Origin of the sequence: Sulfurimicrobium lacus (genome assembly GCF_011764585.1) — a bacterium.
GTDB lineage: Bacteria > Pseudomonadota > Gammaproteobacteria > Burkholderiales > Sulfuricellaceae > Sulfurimicrobium > Sulfurimicrobium lacus.
The window spans coordinates 3,584,792-3,603,420 of the sequence record NZ_AP022853.1 but is presented as its reverse complement, the minus strand read 5'-3'; the positions used below and the strand labels follow the sequence as shown (position 1 = coordinate 3,603,420).

Here is an 18,629-nt window from a genome sequence, read left to right as displayed (position 1 = left end):
CCGACTCTCAGGTGAGTTTGCTGGTCCATTCGTCCAGTTGTACGCAGGCCTCCTTGGAGGGGTCTTTGGGGTCGCGCAGGGCGTTGATCTGGCACAGGTATTCGTTGCCGCGTTTGTCGTGCAGGTTGATGTATGGGCTGGGGCCATACGGTTCGTACGCGCTGGAGTCGGCAAAAACGAAATCGAATTCGCCGTTGACGTCGACCTCCAGCTTGCCGCCGTGGCTTTCTCCGTAGTCATGCCAGCGTGTGTTGATATCCCCGCCTTCTATCGCGGGAGACATCCGGTGCGCCTTCTTGTCGTGCCAGGCGACCATGACCGGTTCGATGATGAGAGGATCCTTGTCGGCAAACGAGGCGGCGAGCCCGCTTGCGGTCCGGTAGTCCAGTTCCATGCCTGTATAGTTGATGTGAGCAGCTTTCATTTTCGTCTCCTTGACGGCCCGTCCACGAGCGCGGCAGGCCGATTTGATGAGTCAAGCACACGCGGACAATGCGCCGCGCTGTTTAGGTTTCATGGTCACACCGTAATGGTTTGCGGGGATGAATGACCATTTGCTGTATGCCTAATATAGCGCAATAGTTGACTAAGTCAATCGGGTATTATGCTTAGTCCTGATTACCCTGAAGGGGAGGCTCCTGCGGGATATTGGGATTCTCCCCGTTCCTTATGCGCCAGTTGTTCCAGGGCGGCCCGAACTTCGGCAATGACCGCAGCCCAGTTGCCCATCTCGGGTTGGCGAAAGAGACGCATGGTGCCGGGGTACCAGGGTGAATCCGAACGTCCGGTCAGCCAGCGCCAGTCAGTCTTGTAGTCCGGCAACAGCAACCAGCACGGTTTTCCGAGCGCGCCGGCCAGATGGGCCAGGGCGGTGTCGACACAAATTACCAGATCAAGCTGCGCGACGATGGCTGCCGTGTCGGCAAAGTCCGTTATCCCGTCCCCGAGGTGAAGAAGGGAGAATCCTGCAGGCGGCCGACTGGTTTCATCTTTTTTCCAGTCTTTTTGCACACCTAATAAATGCACTCCGGCCACGGTCGATAATGGTGCCAGCACGTCCAGTCTTGGAAGCGAGCGGTCTGCGTCATTTTCGAAATTAGGGTTGCCTTTCCAGGCCAATCCGACGCGCAGTCTACCCGCTGGAATATCCGCTGCCCACCGTGCGATCAACTCCGGGGCGGCATGCAGATAAGGAAGGTCTGCCGGGATGGAGTCGCTGCGTGTTTTGCTGTGGTAAGGGATGCTTAGCGCTGGTGTCCAGAAGTCCCAGCCCGTCGTCGGAAACGGCTGGTCCAGAGAATAAAGTGTGTCGACACCGTCCAGCGTTGCAAACAAGCGCTTTAGCGCGGGGTGGCAAATCATGGCGATGGAAGATGCGCCTTGCGCCTTCAGCAGGTTTGCATAGCGGCAAAACTGGATCATGTCGCCGTGGCCGGCTTCATGGCCGACGAGCAGGGATTTGCCGGCAAGCGCCTCGCCTTGCCAGCGTGGGCAGTCCAGGCGGGCTGCCAGTGCGGCATAGCTGTCGCGCGCCTCGAGAAAGTGCCAGCCTTCTTCGAACCGCGCCTGGCGCAAGAACAGGTAACTCAGATTGAAGCGGGCGGCCCGATAGCCTTCATCCAGGGCTATGGCTGTGCGGTAGCAGCGTTCCGCATCCTCTTCGCGCTTCATGCAGGCATAAAGCGCGCCCAGATTGGACCAGGCGGCAGGTGCGTCTGGGTCGATGGAGATCGCCTGGAGGTACGCGGCTTCGGCCTCCGCGAAGCGTTTGCGCTGTGTCAGGAGCGCACCCAGGTTCACGTGGGTTTGCACATGCTCGGGATCAAGCGCGATGGAGCGCAGATAGTAGAACTCCGCCCGGTCCACTGCTCCCCGCTGATCGAGCATCAGGGCGAGGTTGGCATACGCCTCCGCGAAATCCGGAGCAATGCGCACCGCTTCGCGGAAGCACATTTCTGCGCCTGGCGCATCGCCACCGGCCAGAAGGCGATTGCCTTCGAAAAACAATTCTTCGGCATGGGCGCGCTCCTGGCTGGTCACGACAAATTCTCTTCTTTCCGGATTTATGCTTGGACAATGCGTTTCATTATCCGGCTAACCCGGCCTGCCGACAATTTGCCTCCGACTGGCTAGCGCAAGGCGGCAATCCGCTCCTCGATGGGCGGATGGCTGGAAAACAGTGCCATCCAGCCGGGACGCCCGGCGATGCCGGCGGTTGCCACGTTCTGCGGCAGCTCTCCAGCCTCGATCCCGCCCAGGCGATGCAAGGCTGCGATCATCGGTTGTGGACTGCCGAGCAGTTTTGCGGCGCCTGCATCGGCCCGGAACTCGCGCTGGCGGGAGAAGTACATCACGATCATGCTGGCCAGGATGCCGAACAGCAGGTCGCAGACAAACACCGAAATCATGTAGCCGATGCCGGGACCGCTGCTTTCCTCGCCGTCCTTGCGCAGGGCCTGGTCGACGAAATAGCCGACCACGCGCGAGATGAATATGACGAAGGTGTTGACCACGCCCTGGATAAGCGTCAACGTCACCATGTCGCCGTTGGCGATGTGGGCGATTTCGTGCGCCAGCACGGCTTCCACTTCGCTTTCGCTCATCGTTTGCAACAGGCCGGTCGAAACGGCGACCAGCGAACTGTTGCGGCTCGCGCCGGTGGCGAAGGCGTTGGCTTCGCCTTCGTAGATGGCCACTTCGGGCATCGGCAAACCGGCATTCTTGGCGAGGCGGCCGACGGTGTTCACCAGCCAGTGTTCGGCCTGGGTTTGCGGCTGGGCTATGACTTTTGCCCCGGTGCTCCACTTGGCCATGGTCTTGGACATGAGCAGCGAGATGAACGAGCCGCCGAAGCCCATGACGGCGGCAAAGCCGAGCAGCATGCCGAGATTAAGTCCGTTGGCGGTGAGGTATTTGTTGACCCCGAGCAGGCTGGCGGCAATGCTCAGCACCAGCATTACGGCAAGGTTGGTGGCAAGAAACAAGATGATGCGTTTCATGTTAAATCTCCTGTTGTAGATGAATGAAGCGACTCATGAATCAAGGCTCTTTCGAAGCTTCTTTACGGTTGGAAAGGATGGAACTACCCAGCGAGAAGGCGATCAGCGCCGCTCCCAGCGTGCCGGTCAAGGCTTCCGGAATGTGGTATTTCGCGCCGGCCAGCATGATCACCGCCAGCGCGCCGATGGCCCAGAACGCGCCGTGTTCGAGGTAACGATAGGTATTGAGCGTGCCGCGTTCGACCAGCAGCAGGGTGAAGCTGCGCACGAACATGGCGCCGGCGCCCAGGCCCAGGGTGATGATGAACAAGTTGGTGGTCATGGCGAAGGCGCCGACCACGCCGTCGAACGAGAAGCTCGCGTCCAGCAGTTCCAGGTAAAGAAACCCGCCCACCCCCTGGCGGATTACCTGGGTGCCCGCGCCTTCATCCCCCCCAACCAGCGCGGCGAGGCCCTTGGCCAGGATGTAAGTGACCACACCCCACACGCCGGCCACGATGAATTCGCCGCGCACGCCGGCATCCAGCAGGCTTGCCATGAGCAGCAACAGGGCCAGGGTGAGTGCCGCCTCGATCGCTTCCATCTTGCCGAGACGGGTCAACGGTTTTTCCAGGACGGCCAGCCAGTGTTCCGTTTTATGGCGGTCGACGAAAAACTTGAGGAATACCATCATCAGGAAAGTGCCGCCGAAAGCGGCGATCTGATGGTGTGCCGAGGAGATTATCCGGGCATATTCGGTCGGGGCATTGATGGCCATGTCCAGCGCCTGGAGCGGCCCCATGTCGCCGACTACGCCGACGATCAGCAGGGGGAAAACCAGCCGCATGCCGAACACCGCGATCAGGATGCCCCACAGCAGGAAACGGCGGCGCCAGACGGCATCCCAGTTTTTGAGCACGGCGGCGTTGACGACCGCATTGTCGAAGGAAAGCGAGGTTTCCAGTACGGTGAGGAAGACTACCGTGATGGCGCCCTGGATGCCGCCGACGAAATAGGCAGCTACCACAGCCAGCGCACAAAACACGAAGGATCCGTAGAAATGGGAGAGTTGCGACTTCATGCGATCACCACTTGATCGGCTTGTCGGTTTCGATTTTGCATAGGGGTTAGCAGCGCCACGCGGGGAAAATGAAGCGCTATTCTAGGCCTGATAACAATCCTGGAAAACATGTTAAATATTGAGTGTTACTTCGATATAATCGAACAATGAATATCCCGTCGCTCAATTACAAACATCTCCACTATTTCTGGGTGGTCGCCAAGGAGGGTAGTGTGACGCGCGCTGCGGAACGTCTGGGCGTTGCGGTGCAGACCATCAGCGGACAGGTCGGCCTGCTGGAAAAAGCGCTGGGCAAGTCTTTGTTCGCGCCACAGGGGCGCGGGCTGGTGCTGACCGAGGCGGGACGGCAGGTGCTGGGCTATGCCGACCAGATATTCCTGCTGGGCGAACAGATGCTGGAAATTATGCAAGATAGCAATAGCGGCGGCGTGCTCCGGCTGGCGGTGGGGATTTCCGACGCTTTGCCCAAGCTGGTCGCCTACCGGCTGCTCGATGTCGCCCTGCGCCTTCCGGTAACGGTACGTCCGGTGTGTTATGAGGGGGAATTCGAATCCCTGCTGGCCGACCTGGCTTTGCACAAGCTCGACGTGGTGCTGACCGACCGGCCTGTCGGCCCAGCCAGCAACCTGCGCGTGTTCGGCCATTCGCTAGGGGAATGGGACATCATGATGTACGGCAGCAAGGCCCTTGCCGAGCGCTACCGCGCTGGTTTTCCGGCCAGCCTGGATGGCGCCCCGATGCTTCTGCCGACGCGCAACAACGCGCTGCGCGGCAGGCTGGACCAGTGGTTCGAGGCGAAGTCCATTCGCCCCGAGATCGTCGGCGAATTCGAGGACAGCGCGCTGCTGATGACTTTCGGCCGAACCGGGCATGGCCTTTTTCCCGCGCCTGCCGCGCTGACCGGCGAAGTGGCCGAGCAATTCAACGCCGAGTCGGTCGGGAAAATGCCCGGCGTGCAGGAGCATTATTACGCCATTTCCAGCGAGCGCCGCATCAAGCACCCGGCGGTCGAGGCGATACTTTCGGCGACGCGGGACATGGTTTTTGTGACTTGAGTGCGGGGCGAGGTCAAATTATGCTTGCAACCAGGTCCTGCTACGCATAGCGGCTGCGTAAGACCTGTGTTTTAAATGCCACAGTAATTTGAAATTAACCGCCAATAAAGCGATTCTTCGCAGGTTTTTTTGTCGAAAATCATTTAAAGTTATGAACAGCCATCAGGTGAGGCCAGCTTGGCTTGAGTGTCTTAAATATCTTCTGCAATTTCATTACTTTTCAACCATACATAACGTGGAGTCAAAAATATGAACAAAGGTGAACTGATTGATGCTGTAGCTAAAATTACGCAACACTCCAAAGCTCAGACGGGGGAAATGTTTGATGCGTTCATGGCGGTTGTCCAGAACGCGCTGTCGAGCGGCAACAATGTCCAGATGATCGGCTTCGGTACCTTTGCCGTTGAGGAGCGCGCTGCACGTACCGGCCGCAACCCGGCTACCGGCAAGGAATTGAAAATCCCGGCCAAAAAGATCGTCAAATTCAAGGTCGGCGCCAAACTGAAAGATGCAGTGGCCGGCAGCAAGAGCAAGTAAAAAAAGTAGTTCCATGAGTGGGCGGCCTCCCGGCCGTCCACTTTCACTTCCGGCCGCGTGATTGTTTCAGGCCCGGCTAGTTTTACCCATGTCGCAGTCGAGTTTTCCTTCCCACCGTCCGCCTCGGATTCGGTGCGCGCAAGGAACCAAATCCACATCTGCAGTCTAATTTTGTAAAACCAAAGTTAAATCGCGAAGCTCTGCGAACGGAGGCCGGTATGCGCGCTGTCAGGATTGCCGTCATCTTCTTTGTGAGCAGCTTGGGCATCGGTCTAAGTGAAAGGATTGCGGCTCAGGAAGAGTCCCAGGATGCGCAGCCAAAATCCGGAGCGTCGTCCTTCTGCCTGTATGAGCTGCCAGCAGAGAACAATGGCAAAAAGCGCTGGGTAAACCTGGCTATCGTGCAATACATCGAGACCACCCGCGACGAATTCAAAATAGTTTATGGCGGGGGAAATCTTGGCAGCGGGTACGAAGCCAGATTCCCCATTACCAGTCCGGACGAAGCATCGGTCCAGCTCCAGAAAATGATGGACAGGGCGCAGGCGTGTTACTGAGCGGGCTCGCAGCGGAACGAGGTAAGTCATGGAAGCGCCAATTCACACCATGAGCGATTTGTTCGCGCAACTAGGTTTGGCGTCCGATCAGGCGTCCATCGATCAATTCATCGCGGCCCATCAGGCTTTGACGGCTGGCGTTCCGCTGTCGGAAGCACCGTTCTGGACATCGGCGCAAACGGAATTTTTGAGGGAGGAACTTCTTGAGGACGCAGACTGGGCCGAGGTGATCGACGCGTTGAACGTAGAGTTGCACCCCATGCGCTAGATGCCTGAACTGAATTTATCGTAATGCGTTATGGGTGAAGCGGCAGCGCAATCCTTGCTTGCTGCCCGTCCTTGATCGAATGGGCACGCGTATGTTCAAGACGAGCAGAATAAGTTATGGAGGCACCGCCGCAATCGTCACCAGTATGGCGCTGGTCACCGGCCTCGGCGCGGCAGAGGCGACCAAGTCAGTGGTTGTCAGCGCCCTGCTCATTGCCGCACTCGCCGACAACCTGACCGACTCGCTGAGCATCCATATTTTTCAGGAATCCGAGCAGCTTGAGAACAAGGAAGTTTTCGCCGGCACCGTGACGAATTTTGTCACGCGGCTGCTGGTTTGTCTTAGTTTCATACTGCTGGTCGGATTATTGCCGGTTTCTGCTGTCCTCGCGGGCGTCATCGCCTGGGGAATGTCGCTCCTCGCCGCACTGACCTTCCTGGTGGCGCGCGAGCGTAATATTGGGGCATCGCTGGAAGTGATCAAACATTTGCTGGGTGCTGCCACGGTCATCATCGTTAGCCAGGCGATTGGGCATTGGATCAGCGCAACGCTCAGCTGACAACGGTTGAGTCGTCTCCTTCAGGCAGCATGCGCTTCCGGCGCGAGTTGTTTGATGAACGCAAGCGCTTCCATCGCCGGGAGGGGTTTGCAGAACAGGTAGCCCTGCAGGAAATCACATTTATGCGCGGTCAGAAAGTAACGTTGTGCATCGGTTTCCACCCCTTCAGCGACCACGGTTAGCCCCAGAGCATGCGCTAAGTCAATGGTGGCGGTGCAGATGGCGACGTCGTTGTCGTCGGTCTCAATATCGCGGACGAAGGACTGGTCGAGCTTCAGGGTATGAATCGGCAACAGCTTGAGGTAACTGAGCGAGGAATATCCCGTGCCGAAATCATCGATCGAGAGCCGCAGGCCCATGTCGCGCAACGCCTTCAATTTGCCGATGCTAGCCTCGGGATTGTGCATGGCCACCGATTCGGTGACTTCGAGTTCAAGGTCGGTGCCCGTCAGGCCATGTTTTTCCAGCGTTTGTGCAACGCATTCCAGCAGGATCGGCGAGTGCAGTTGCTGCGCCGACAAGTTCACCGCCATGGATATATCCGTTAGCCCTTGATCGCGCCATGTGCGAAGTTCGCGGCAGGCCTCGTTCAGCACCCATTCACCCAAGGGGACGATCAAGCCGGTTTCTTCGGCTATGGGAATGAATTTAGCCGGAGATACGAGGCCTTCGCGAGGGTGGCGCCAGCGCACCAGCGCTTCGACCCCCACGACGCGCCCGTTGCCGCTGTCCAGCTGCGGCTGGTAATGCAGTTCGAACTGCCCGGCTTCCACGGCCAGCCGCAAGTCGTGTTCCAGTTGCAGGCGCTCGACCGCCGCGCGGTTCATCTCGGCGGTGAAAAACTGGACATTGTTGCGGCCCTGAGCTTTGGCGTGATACATCGCGGTGTCGGCGTTTTTCATCAGCGTCTCGGCGAGTTCGCCATCGTCCGGGTAGAAGGCGAGACCGATGCTGGGGGTCGAGCGCAATTCGTTTTCCCCGATGCGGTAAGGCTGGCCCAGTGCATGCAGGATCTTGTCCGCAACGCGCGCCGCAGCAGTGGCATCTTCCACCTTGCTCAGGACGATCACGAATTCATCGCCCCCCAGGCGGGCGACAATATCGCTGTCGCGCACGTGTTCGCGCAGGCGCTGCGCCACTTCCACCAGCATTTCGTCGCCAACGGCATGGCCCAGCGTGTCGTTGATCGTCTTGAAGCGGTCCATGTCGATAAACATCACGGCCAGCGGACGCTGTTCGCGCCGCGCCGAGGACAACGCCTGCTCCAGCCGGCCCTGCAGGCTGAAGCGGTTGAGCAGGCCGGTCAGTGCGTCGTGATGGGCGAGGTGGGAGATGCGGGCTTCGACCGCCTTGCGCTCGGTAATATCGGAAAAGCTGGCGATGTAATGAGTCAGTTCCCCGTCCACGTCGCGTACCACCGACACCGACATCCACTTCGGGTAGACGCTGCCGTCTTTGCGGCGATCCCAAATCTCGCCCTGCCATTGACCTTTTTTGGTCAGCATGGCCCACATGTCCTGATAGACCTGGGGTTGCGTTTGCCCGGAAGCGAACATCCGCGGATTTTTCCCGCGCACTTCGTCGAAGGAATAACCCGTCAGCTGGGTAAACGTCTGATTTACCGCCAGGATGCGGTTTTCCTTGTCGCTGATCAGAATGCCTTCGGCGCTGTGCTCGAATACGCTTGCGTAAAGCCGCATGGCGTTTTCGGCCTCCTTGCGGGCCGCGATGTCGGTTTCCAGACGACGGTTCGCATCGGCCAGCTCCCGGGTGCGCGCCTCCACCCTTGTTTCGAGGTTGAGGCGGGCATCCGCCAGCGCATCGGTCATATGGTTGAAAGCGTTGGCCAACCGCCCGAGTTCGTCTTTTCCGCCTTGCGGGGCGCGTTGTGCAAGGTCGCCTTGGGCAATGCGGTCCACTACGCGCGTGAGCTCCCTGATCGGGCGCGAAAGCGAACGGCCGATGAAGTAGGCGGCCATGCCGGAAAGCGCCAGAAACAGCGCCAATGCGAGATAGGTGATGCGGCGCAGGTGGCTTGCCGGCGCCAGGGCTTCTTCGGCGTCGATCTTTACCACCATGCCCCAGTCGAGGGCGGGCAGGTAGCGCCAGGCAGCCACGCATTCGATGCCCGCATAGTCGCGGATTAGACCGTGATGATGACCTCCGGCCAGCGCATCCTGCATTGGCAGGGCGGCCTTCAGGAGCGGCACGCGATAGCGGAAAGGTGCGTTCGGGATATGCCTGAGCGGTGCGGTGTAGAAAATTTCGCTGCCGTCTTTCTGTGCCAGCACCGTTTCGCCGCTGCGCCCGAGTCCTGTACGGTCGGCTACGACGGGCTCCATTCTGCTCATGTCCACCTGCAACGCCAGCGCTCCGACCGGAATGCCGTTTTCCAGGATCGGCGCGACCAGAAAAGCTGCCGGACGTTGTGCGGAAGGCGCATAGGGTGCAAATCGGGTGAGCTGGTTGTGGCGCGTTCGCATTGCCAGTTCGAATCCCTGCGCCAACTGAGTTTTGCGAAAGGCCTCAGTGCGCAGGTTCGCGCCGAGGTCAGCTTCGCGCATCACTGAAAACACTACGTTACCGGTCGTGTCCATCAAAAGGAGATCGTAGTAGCCAGCCGCCGCGGCGTGGTCTGCCAGTCGTTCACGTAGCCGGCGTTCGGCGGCCAGGTAGGCGGGCGACTTCAATCCGCTTTCCCGAAGGGCTTGTCCGAAAGCGATGACCGCTTCGCGGGCAAGCGCTTCCCGGCTTAGTTCGCTGGCGTCCTTCAGCCGCTCGGTCATGTAGCTATCGATCTGCTCGGCTTTTTTATCCGCGATAGTGGCCATATTCGCCAATACGGTTTCGCGCAGCGTGGCTTCGAACGAAGCCAGGTAAAATGCGGCCAGCCCGGCCAGCGGCAGTACCGCCACCAGCAGGTAACTCAACAACAGGCGAACGGCAATCGGCAGCGCCTTCATATTTGTGTTCAGGGTAGTTGCGCCATAAATTGTTTCTGCTCTTCGGGCAGCGGGTGTATTGCTGATGCTGTAGCCAGCGCGAATGCAAAAACCATTTTGTCACGTCGAGTTTGCTTCATGAGGGCGAGTATACCCATCGCTTTCGGGCGCAAGTAATTAAAGTGTGTGCCAATGTTATTCGTGCGGCATTTGTTCGGGTTGCAGGACAGCCAGGGGAAGATTGCTCGACAGCAGGTGTTTTCGTTGCTTGCAGGCCAAAAAATACATGATTCACCTTATCGCCATCGCATATGAGCCGCACTATTCTGTGGGCGTATTTCCACAGGAAACGGGCTCCGCAGCGAGTAGTGATATTAGTGCCGGCTGCGAAGGGGTTTTCTGAATTCTTGTTTGTTAATTTTGGAGAATGGCATGGCAACAGGCGTGGTGAAATGGTTTAACGATACAAAAGGTTTTGGGTTTATTGCTCCCGACGATGGAAGTGCGGACCTGTTCGCGCATTTCTCCGCCATACAGATGGGCGGTTTCAAAACCCTCAAGGAAGGCCAGAAAGTGCAATTCGAAGTTGCTCAGGGCCCCAAAGGAAAGCAAGCCGCCGACATTCGGGAAGCATAAAGCGCTCGCAGCCTTACCCCAGGAAAGCTTCCTTCGAATTCAAGTACGCTATTTCTTCCGCGCTGCTTTCCCTGCCAAGAATTGAATTGCGGTGAGGGAATCTGCCGAACCTCCTGATCAGTTCCCTGTGGTGTCTGGCGAAATGCAGGTTATGAGTCAGATTTGCGCGCTCAAAAAGTTGTACCGCGAGATCCTGGTCAGCCAGGTTCTCGCTGTGCATTAACGGCATATAGAGGAACGCGACTCTATCCTGGGGGATTTCCCTGTCGTAGCCTTGTGCGATGAAATATTTGCTGCAGGCCACGGCTTGTTGCTCGGTACTGAAACTTCTCGCATCTCCGCGAAACATGTTGAGCGGTAGCTGGTCGAGTATTACGGTCAGAGCCAGGCAGCCTTCCGGCGATCCTTTCCAGTCGTCAAGTTCGCCCTTGCCGGCTTGACGCCAAAGATTCTCGTACTTCGAGTGGATTTCGGCGTCCAGTTCCGGCGTGGAAGAAAACCAGCGTTGCCGCATCCTTTCCGCATACCAGAATTCGATGATGTGCTGTGGCGTGATTGGCTCTGGCATGTTTGTTAGGCCCTGATTCCCGTGCTTACCTGAATTCGTATTCCAGCTGCATCCGGAAGGTATTGTCCGGCGTTGCACTGGTTGTGCCAATCAGCCATGCTGCGTTGTAGCGAATCGCCTGCTTTCCGCCGAGAGAAATTTTACCGAAAATGGCAGGCCCGATTTTGTGCTGTTGCGCGTCGCGCGACGACCAATGATTCCATTCGCCCAACTCGCCCAATCCTTGCAAGCCGAACTCGAACTCCTGCTTCCAGCGATATTTCGCCTGCCACTGGTACTGGAAAACTGTGGTGTTCGGTGCATCGTCGGGGTCGCTGTCGCCGCCGAATTTTCGTTCGAACAGCAGGTTGCCGTTTAGTTGCAGCTTGTTGAATTCGGTCTGGAACAATGGTCCGAACTTGAACTCGTTCGCGGCCCCGTCCTGATTGACCGGGAACTCGAATTCGGTGATCAAGCCGACGTCCACCGGGTATTTCCCGCTTTCGGTCAGCTGGAATTTGTTTTCCCACTCCAGGATATTCAGCCGTGGCGCCGAACCTTCGTGCTCCGTTTTCAGGTATACCTCGGTAAACCAGTAGTCGGTTGCCCCATAGCCGACACCGAGACTGGCAACCCGGCTGGCATCGCCGGAGGGCGACGAGCCGAACTTGAAATCGATTTCTTTCTCGCCCTGTTCGACGGTGGGGATGTAAACGTAATCCGCGACTCCGGCGAATGCCGAGCCTGAAAACAGCGTGCCCGCGCAAAGCGCCAATGCGAAGATCTTTTTCATCAAGCAGTTCCTTTGTGATGGTTTGTGCGGTGGGACTGGCTGACCCACTTCATGCCCAAGCCAATGGCGGCCAGGGTGAAAACGTAAAATATCAATTGCATGCCGGCTGGCCTGGGGTCGTACCCGACCAGGCTGTGCAGCAGCATGCCGGCGATGGAGCGCTCGGGGAGCGCCACCGAGGTGTCCCATAGCGGCGCGGCAAGGCTGGGCAGGATGTCGGCCTGGATCAGGAAACGTGCCGCCTGAGCAGCCATTCCGGCGGCCAGGAGCAATACCAGCACGCCGGTTGCAGCGAAAAACCAGCGCATCGGTATGCGCAGCAGGCCGGCGTAGATGGCGTAGCCGGCGGTGACGCCCCCGACGATGCCCGCCAGGCCGCCAAGCAGCATCGACGACGCTCCCGAGCCATCCGAAGTGGAGATGCCATAAAGGAAAAGCACCGTCTCCGAGCCTTCGCGCAGCACCGCCAAGCCGACGACGACCAGTAGAATCGAGCATTCCTGCTGGCCATCGCGTATGGCATTGCCGACACTTTTGGCTGACTTGGCCAAAGCAGCGCCGTGCGAGGACATCCAGATGTTGTGCCACGCCAGCATCAGAACCGCGATGCCCAGCACGATGGCGTTGAACAGTTCCTGTCCTATGCCGCTCGCCATCGACGCGATGGCGTCCGTCGACGCGGCCACCAGTGCGGAGCCGGCCAGGCCGGCCGCGAGCCCGGCGATCAGCCAGCGGCTGCGGCCAGCCACCGACCTTGTCGCGGCGGCAATAATGCCGATAATGATGGCGGCTTCGAGCACTTCTCTAAACACGATGACAGCGGTGGCAAACATTTCGGTTCTCCTTTACTCGTCTTTACTGTGCGACGATTACGCCCTGAGCGGTTTTTTCGTTGAATTCGCCGTAAAAGCTGTAGCGTCCTGGGGCAAGAGGCCCGACGAAAATTGTGGCGGTCGACTTGCCGGCAATCACTTTCTCCCGATTGAGATCGTGGCTCTCGAATTCCTCAGGGGTGGAGTCCCGATTTTCGACCGAAAGTTTTATCTTCTTGCCCGATGGCACCACGAGTTCCGCCGGCTGGAAGCGATGGTCCTGAATGATCAGGACGTGCGCCGCTTCTGCGGCCATGACGGTTGAAGAGCAAATAATCGCCGCTGTCCCCATGACAAGGACAGCGACTTTGCGGCAAGAAAGAAGAACGCTTTGAATGGTGTTCACAACAGCTCCTTATGAAGACTCAAAAATTCACGGCAATTGATAACGGTTCTCATCTTACATGATAATGATTATCAACTGCAAGATGGTGTGATAAAAAATGCAGGATTTCCGCGCTAAAAAGCTCTGGGAACTGGGGAGTTTTCAATATTCGGGCGGTCTAATTATTTTTTCGCTGGGGTCAGGCTTAGGCGAAACCACTAAACAGGGTCGCACCTGGAATCGATTGCATTGGAAATGATCATGGTGAGCAAACTTTTTTCCCCGATCGCTCTCGGCGACCTGGCTTTGAGCAACCGTATCGTCATCTCGCCCATGTGCCAGTACTCGGCCGAACATGGCCAGGCGACTGACTGGCATCTGATTCACCTTGGCCAGCTGGCGTTGTCCGGCGCAGCCCTGCTGTTCATCGAAGCAACTGCGGTCGCGCCGGAAGGGCGCATCTCGCCGAACGATCTTGGGTTGTGGTCCGACAAAACGGAAGCGGCGCTTGCACGTGTTATCCAATCGATCCGGCATTATTCGGCGATGCCCATCGCCATCCAGTTGGCGCACGCCGGGCGCAAGGCATCGACACGGGTGCCGTGGGAAGGCGGCCAGTCTCTCGTGCCGGAGAGCGGCGGTTGGCAAACCATGGCACCTTCCGCCTTGCCATATGCCGAGGGCGACCCTCATCCACTAGCCTTGGGTGACGAAGACCTGAAGCGAATCCGCAACGACTTTGTGTCAGCGGCGCAACGGCTGGGTGTGGATGTGATTGAACTGCACGCGGCACACGGCTATCTCCTGCATCAATTCCTGTCACCCTTGTCGAATGTCCGCAATGGCCGGTATGGGGGCTCCCCGGAGAACCGCATGCGCTTTCCGCTCGAGGTTTTTGACGCCATGCGCAACGCCTTGCCCGACAGGCCGATTGGCGTCAGGATTTCCGCAACAGACTGGGTGGCCGGCGGGTGGGATATCGAGCAGAGCGTCGTTTTTGCCAAGGAACTGCAGCGCCGGGGGTGTGCGTTCATCGATGTCTCGAGCGGCGGGCTGTCTCCCTTGCAGCAAATCCCTGTCGAGCCGGGTTATCAGGTTCCTTTCGCCGAAAGAATCCGGCGCGAAACCGGCTTGGTTACGATTGCCGTAGGCCTGATCACCGAGGCGGAACAAGCCGAGACGATCGTCTCATCAGGACAGGCTGACATGGTGGCGCTGGCACGGGGAATGCTGTATGACCCGCGTTGGCCATGGCATGCAGCGGCAAAACTTGGCGCACAGGTGGATGCGCCGAAACAATATTGGCGTTCGCAGCCGCGGGAATTCAAAAACTTGTTCAAGCAAGGATGAAGCAAGTTCTGTCTGGGTAACGTCATAATAGAGCTTATGCAGTAACCATTGATGGAGGCCTTGATGGCGCAGGGCAATGTGGACGTACTCAAGTTGCAAACAAAGGGAAAAGCCAAACTGAGCGAACGGGCAGGAACGATTGCCCTGAAGGCGGACGACCCGGTCTGCGCTCTCCAGGCGATTGCTCGCCAGGCGAACATCAATATCTTCCTTACGCCGGAGGAAATGGAACGTATCGGCGGTGCGGGGAAACTACAGATTTCGCTGAGTTATGCCAACAACCTTGCCGGTGCTTCGGAAGCGGCGAAAAACGTCTTCAGCCTGGCTGGTGATGCGCATGCTGCCTTGGGGCAGAAAAACCAAGTCGGCTTGGGGAAAATCCTTGGCTTTGCGGGCCTCGCCGTGATCATTGCGGGGCTGGCGTTTGTGCTGGCTTACAAGATGCTGGAAAAAATTTATGGGTAGAAGTAGGGGCAAAGAATTGGTGGACCGAATGAGGATCGAACTCACGACCTCCGCATTGCGAACGCGGCGCTCTCCCAGCTGAGCTATCGGCCCAAATCAGTGGTGGATTCTACCCCAGCGTTCGTGGAAATTGAAGCGCTGAGAGATTGCGCCAATGATTCTCTTGCCTGATCAGAGAAATTCGTGTGCAATGAGGCACTATGGCAGACAGCAAAAAATACGAAATCCAGGTCGATACAGAGGCCACCTATCTTCCCGACCAGTCGGATGAGAGCAGCGGGCGTTACGTTTTCGCCTATACCATTTCCATCAGCAACACCGGAACCGAGGCGGCGCAACTGGTCAGTCGGCACTGGGTCATCACTGATGCGGCAAATCAGGTGCAGGAGGTGCGCGGACTCGGCGTGGTCGGCGAACAGCCGCTGTTGCGCCCGGGAGAGCGTTTCGAATACACCAGCGGCACCTCCCTGGCGACACCCGTGGGCACCATGCGCGGCAGCTACCAAATGGTGGCCGAAGACGGCACCCATTTCGAAGCCCCGGTTGCAGAGTTTTCCCTCGCAATACCGCGGGTATTGCATTAACCGATCATCGAAAAGCCGCAACGGCTTTACTTGTACCTTCGAAATATGAAAATCCTGCGTTTAGTCCCTGTCCTTCTCTTATCACTGTTTTCCGCCTGCGCCTCGCTGCCACCACCCAGCGTGGTAGGCGTCGTTCCCCCTCCGGCGGTCACTGTCGCGGCGCCGCCTCTGCAGGCGGCAGCGTGGAATACCGTTTCCGGCTGGAGCGAGGATGATCCTGCGCAGGCCTGGAGTGCGTTCCTGCAGAGTTGCGGCGCAATGAAACAGCAGCCGGCCTGGAAGGCAGTGTGCGACATGGCGGCGGTGCAGACAGCCCAACCCGAATCCTTGCGCCGCTTCTTCGAAGAAAACTTCACCCCTTACCAGGTGACCAATCCAGATAACAGCAGCGATGGTCTGATTACCGGTTATTACGAGCCTTTGCTGAATGGCAGCCGTACCCGGACCAGTCGTTTCCGCTACCCCCTCTATGCCGCGCCTGCCGATTTGCTGGTGGTCGATCTGGCCTCCGTTTACCCTGAATTGAAGGGGATGCGGTTGCGCGGCCGTTTGCAGGGCAACCGCGTTGTCCCCTATTACAGCCGCGCGGAGATCGACAATGGCGTGGCACCGCTGAAAGGCAGGGAACTGTTCTGGGTGGACGATGCGGTCGACCTTTTTTTCCTGCAGATTCAGGGGTCCGGCAAGATCAGGCTGCCGGGCGGGGAAATGGTGCGCATCGGTTATGCCGACCAGAACGGCTACCCCTATAAATCCATCGGCAAGGCTCTGGTGGAACGCGGCGAACTGACGCTCGACAAGGCTTCCATGCAGGGCATCAAGGACTGGGCCAAGCGCAATCCGGGCAAGTTGACCGAGCTGCTCGACGTCAATGCCAGTTATGTGTTCTTCCGCGAGTTGCCGAACCAGCTTTCCGGCCCCCTCGGCGCGCTGGGCGTGCCTCTGACGGCGGGACGGAGCCTGGCAGTCGACCCGCGCACGATCCCGCTTGGTGCGCCGGTGTTCCTTTCCACCACTTGGCCCAACGACGCCAAGCCGCTCAATCGCCTGATGCTCGCCCAGGATACCGGCGGGGCGATCAAGGGCGTGGTGCGCGCAGATTTCTTCTGGGGATTCGGCAACGATGCCGGCAAGTACGCGGGTAGCATGAAGCAGGCGGGAAAAATGTGGGTGCTGCTGCCGAAGGATTATCCGCTGCCACAGCCATAGCGCCTCGCCGGGTGTTGCCGGCGCGCGACTTGTTTACTTTCCGGCGCGTGCCGCTTCGAAGCGCGCGACATCCCCAATCTGCACATTCACCTTGGCCGGGTCTGCAGCCAGTTCCCCGAGCGCGAACAAGGGTTGCACCTCGCGCAGGGTGACGGTGGTGGCGGACGTTTCCGGAATGCCCAGGGTGGTGGTGCCGGAAAGGCTGCTGATCGGTGCGTTCGTGTTCTTGCGATACACCGTCAGCCTGTCTCCGGGCGCCAGCCCGGAAGTGCCGCCGGCGTCGAGAAAGACTTTTTTCCCCTGGATGCGCACGATGCTTGCCATGAACGGCAGGCAGGCCAGATCGTTGCTGACGGCCTCGACCTGGGTGTCGATGAGGCGTTCGGCCACATGGCCAAAGGGGGTGGCGAAGAAGGCGGCGCTGGCGAAGGGTTTATCGCGTCCCACCGTCACACGCCCGCCAGCTTCGGCGCTGGCGCGGTGGCGTGCAATCAGGGCGCCGCTGAGCCCGTCATGGATGAATATTTCCACTTCCAGACGACGCTCCGACGGACCTGGCTTGAGACCGACGGCAAGGTTCGGCCAAGGCAGGGCGAGTTCGGAGCGGCTGCCGCTTTCCTTGCCTTGCCAACCCCAATAAGGCCGGATGGTTCCGCCACCGAAGCCGGCGTCGAGAATCACGCCCGAAATCACGAACTGGCTTCCGGTCTGCTCGGCGATGCGGCGGATCATTTCCCGGTTGGCGGGAGAGTCGATGATGGGCTCACTGCCGGCCGACAGCAGCGAAGATATGTTATTGACCGGCAGTACGTTCCCGAGCAGTTCCAGGCGGCGCAGCAATTCGAGGGGATAGCCATCCCAAATATTGGAAATGTCCTCCACCTGGAGCGAATTGACCACCTGGAAGCGGGTGACGGCGATTTTTTTCTTGAAATTTGGTGTTCGGGCGACTGCTTTCTGGCCCGCCCTTGTCGGCGCGGTTTTTTCTTCCTGAGGCTGGACTTCTGCGCGTATCCGGACGTGCAACAGCCCGTCCGCGCTCCATTCCTGCAATACCGTGTGGCTAGATATGCTTGCCGCTGGCGTGACGCGCACGCTTTCCTGCAGCCTGCCGGAGGAGTCCATGTCGCTGCTGGCTTCGACCTGTGCGGCGGCACTCATGGCGGCTTGCTGCAGGGCATCCTGAATGGCTTCCTGGCGTGCCTGCTCCATGCCGCCGGCGTCAAGCGCGGCGATGCCTTCGGTTTCAATGGATTGTGCCGTTGCCGCGCTGGAAATGAGCAGCACAGCAAGGGCTAAGAGCCCGAGTTTCAAGCTTTATTCCGCGTGATAGAAGTTTGCCGCATTGCCGCAGCCTGTGGTGGTGCCAGTCTTGCCGCCGCAGTTCTGTGCCGTGGCAACGGTTATCGGTGCTTCGGCCTTTGGCGGTCTTTCAAGGCTGCCTTGCTGTTGAGGTATCGGCTGGCTTTGAGGCTGGTTCACGGTTTGATAAAACTGCTCGTTGAGTTCGAGCTCCAGCACCGTTTCGTAATTTCCGTCCGCCATCGGCGTCACCGTGACGATTTTCGCGCCACGGATGTAAGCGTCCACATATGCGCGGAAGCTGTCGTGCTGCGCGGCCAGACCGGCGATCGTGCTGTTGCTGGTGATCCTGACGCCGTAAACCTGTTCTGCCAGTGCCCGGTAGGCATCGAGCTTGGAAGCGCGCATCGCCATCAGGCGTTTTTGCCCTTCGGTATAGTTGCTGTTGGGGATGGTGGCGCCGTAGCCGATGGCGGTCAGCGTGACCGGGCGCATCACGACGGTTTGCTGTTTTGGCGTGGAGGAAGTGCCGAAAATCTGGGGCAACGAAAATGAACTGCAAGCAGTCA

Annotated in this window: 21 protein-coding genes and 1 tRNA gene; 10 read left to right on the top strand and 12 right to left on the bottom strand. The window is 58.6% G+C overall.

From position 1 onward, the window contains the following. Nucleotides 1-7: 7 nt before the first annotated feature. The 4 genes from SKTS_RS17695 to SKTS_RS17680 form a co-directional block, all read right to left on the bottom strand. Nucleotides 8-424: an AF1514 family protein gene (locus SKTS_RS17695; RefSeq protein ID WP_173068237.1), complete on the bottom strand. Its 417-nt coding sequence runs from the start codon at nucleotides 422-424 to the stop codon at nucleotides 8-10. 194 nt (nucleotides 425-618) lie between these two features. Beyond that, nucleotides 619-2,040 (bottom strand): tetratricopeptide repeat protein, encoded by a 1,422-nt coding sequence (locus tag SKTS_RS17690; protein ID WP_173068235.1) that lies wholly within the window; start codon nucleotides 2,038-2,040, stop codon nucleotides 619-621. Nucleotides 2,041-2,129: 89 nt separating this feature from the next. Then, on the bottom strand, nucleotides 2,130-2,999 hold the full coding sequence (gene htpX / locus SKTS_RS17685) for a protease HtpX (RefSeq protein WP_173068232.1): 870 nt from the start codon (nucleotides 2,997-2,999) through the stop codon (nucleotides 2,130-2,132). Nucleotides 3,000-3,039: 40 nt separating this feature from the next. Next, nucleotides 3,040-4,059 carry a DUF475 domain-containing protein gene (locus SKTS_RS17680; protein ID WP_173068230.1) on the bottom strand — a complete coding sequence of 340 codons (1,020 nt, stop codon included), beginning with the start codon at nucleotides 4,057-4,059 and terminating at the stop codon, nucleotides 3,040-3,042. 146 nt (nucleotides 4,060-4,205) lie between these two features. On the opposite strand from SKTS_RS17680, the gene nhaR reads away from it, so the two are divergent. The 5 genes from nhaR to SKTS_RS17655 all read left to right on the top strand — a co-directional run bounded on the left by nhaR (nucleotide 4,206) and on the right by SKTS_RS17655 (nucleotide 7,035). Next, the gene (gene nhaR, locus SKTS_RS17675) at nucleotides 4,206-5,114 is read left to right on the top strand and encodes a transcriptional activator NhaR (RefSeq protein ID WP_173068227.1); all 909 of its coding nucleotides are present in this window, start codon (nucleotides 4,206-4,208) and stop codon (nucleotides 5,112-5,114) included. 249 nt (nucleotides 5,115-5,363) lie between these two features. Then, on the top strand, nucleotides 5,364-5,651 hold the full coding sequence (locus SKTS_RS17670; protein ID WP_173068224.1) for an HU family DNA-binding protein: 288 nt from the start codon (nucleotides 5,364-5,366) through the stop codon (nucleotides 5,649-5,651). A 218-nt stretch (nucleotides 5,652-5,869) separates the two neighbouring features. After that, complete coding sequence (locus SKTS_RS17665) at nucleotides 5,870-6,208, top strand: hypothetical protein (protein WP_173068221.1); 339 nt, start codon at nucleotides 5,870-5,872, stop codon at nucleotides 6,206-6,208. 28 nt (nucleotides 6,209-6,236) lie between these two features. Next, nucleotides 6,237-6,476: a DUF2789 domain-containing protein gene (locus SKTS_RS17660; protein ID WP_173068219.1), complete on the top strand. Its 240-nt coding sequence runs from the start codon at nucleotides 6,237-6,239 to the stop codon at nucleotides 6,474-6,476. 145 nt (nucleotides 6,477-6,621) lie between these two features. Continuing rightward, a complete protein-coding gene (locus SKTS_RS17655) occupies nucleotides 6,622-7,035 on the top strand; it encodes a hypothetical protein (protein ID WP_173068218.1) in 414 nt (137 codons plus the stop codon). Between the two features lie 20 nt (nucleotides 7,036-7,055). On the opposite strand, the gene SKTS_RS17650 is transcribed toward SKTS_RS17655, so the two are convergent. Further along, nucleotides 7,056-9,998: a bifunctional diguanylate cyclase/phosphodiesterase gene (locus SKTS_RS17650; protein ID WP_173068216.1), complete on the bottom strand. Its 2,943-nt coding sequence runs from the start codon at nucleotides 9,996-9,998 to the stop codon at nucleotides 7,056-7,058. Between the two features lie 411 nt (nucleotides 9,999-10,409). Between SKTS_RS17650 and SKTS_RS17645 the strand changes: the two genes are divergently transcribed. Beyond that, nucleotides 10,410-10,613: a cold-shock protein gene (locus SKTS_RS17645; RefSeq protein WP_173068214.1), complete on the top strand. Its 204-nt coding sequence runs from the start codon at nucleotides 10,410-10,412 to the stop codon at nucleotides 10,611-10,613. 13 nt (nucleotides 10,614-10,626) lie between these two features. Here the strand turns inward: SKTS_RS17645 and SKTS_RS17640 are convergent, their stop codons facing one another. Genes SKTS_RS17640 through SKTS_RS17625 form a run of 4 tightly spaced genes read right to left on the bottom strand, consistent with a single transcriptional unit; the run spans nucleotide 10,627 to nucleotide 13,171 of the window. After that, a complete protein-coding gene (locus SKTS_RS17640) occupies nucleotides 10,627-11,181 on the bottom strand; it encodes a DUF924 family protein (protein WP_173068212.1) in 555 nt (184 codons plus the stop codon). 25 nt (nucleotides 11,182-11,206) lie between these two features. Continuing rightward, complete coding sequence (locus SKTS_RS17635) at nucleotides 11,207-11,953, bottom strand: hypothetical protein (protein WP_173068210.1); 747 nt, start codon at nucleotides 11,951-11,953, stop codon at nucleotides 11,207-11,209. Beyond that, nucleotides 11,953-12,786, bottom strand: coding sequence for an FTR1 family iron permease (locus tag SKTS_RS17630; RefSeq protein WP_173068208.1), 834 nt, complete (start codon nucleotides 12,784-12,786; stop codon nucleotides 11,953-11,955). The genes SKTS_RS17635 and SKTS_RS17630 overlap by 1 nt, the downstream gene beginning before the upstream one ends. A gap of 22 nt (nucleotides 12,787-12,808) precedes the next feature. After that, on the bottom strand, nucleotides 12,809-13,171 hold the full coding sequence (locus SKTS_RS17625) for a cupredoxin domain-containing protein (protein ID WP_342342995.1): 363 nt from the start codon (nucleotides 13,169-13,171) through the stop codon (nucleotides 12,809-12,811). A 240-nt stretch (nucleotides 13,172-13,411) separates the two neighbouring features. Between SKTS_RS17625 and SKTS_RS17620 the strand changes: the two genes are divergently transcribed. Together SKTS_RS17620 and SKTS_RS17615 are read left to right on the top strand one after the other, a co-directional pair. Then, a complete protein-coding gene (locus tag SKTS_RS17620) occupies nucleotides 13,412-14,500 on the top strand; it encodes an NADH:flavin oxidoreductase/NADH oxidase (RefSeq protein ID WP_198420392.1) in 1,089 nt (362 codons plus the stop codon). 63 nt (nucleotides 14,501-14,563) lie between these two features. After that, the gene (locus SKTS_RS17615; protein ID WP_173068206.1) at nucleotides 14,564-14,965 is read left to right on the top strand and encodes a hypothetical protein; all 402 of its coding nucleotides are present in this window, start codon (nucleotides 14,564-14,566) and stop codon (nucleotides 14,963-14,965) included. 17 nt (nucleotides 14,966-14,982) lie between these two features. Here the strand turns inward: SKTS_RS17615 and SKTS_RS17610 are convergent. Further along, nucleotides 14,983-15,058, bottom strand: a tRNA-Ala gene (locus SKTS_RS17610). 107 nt (nucleotides 15,059-15,165) lie between these two features. Here SKTS_RS17610 and apaG point away from each other — a divergent pair. Next, nucleotides 15,166-15,549: a Co2+/Mg2+ efflux protein ApaG gene (gene apaG, locus SKTS_RS17605; protein WP_173068204.1), complete on the top strand. Its 384-nt coding sequence runs from the start codon at nucleotides 15,166-15,168 to the stop codon at nucleotides 15,547-15,549. A 45-nt stretch (nucleotides 15,550-15,594) separates the two neighbouring features. Then, nucleotides 15,595-16,758, top strand: a complete 1,164-nt coding sequence (mltA, locus tag SKTS_RS17600; protein ID WP_173068195.1) for a murein transglycosylase A — start codon at nucleotides 15,595-15,597, stop codon at nucleotides 16,756-16,758. A 33-nt stretch (nucleotides 16,759-16,791) separates the two neighbouring features. On the opposite strand, the gene SKTS_RS17595 is transcribed toward mltA, so the two are convergent. Next, a complete protein-coding gene (locus SKTS_RS17595) occupies nucleotides 16,792-18,072 on the bottom strand; it encodes a flagellar assembly protein T N-terminal domain-containing protein (protein WP_173068192.1) in 1,281 nt (426 codons plus the stop codon). Nucleotides 18,073-18,075: 3 nt separating this feature from the next. Then, entirely contained in the window at nucleotides 18,076-18,606 is a 531-nt protein-coding gene (locus SKTS_RS17590) for an LPP20 family lipoprotein (protein ID WP_173068189.1), read from the bottom strand. Nucleotides 18,607-18,629 lie beyond the last annotated feature (23 nt).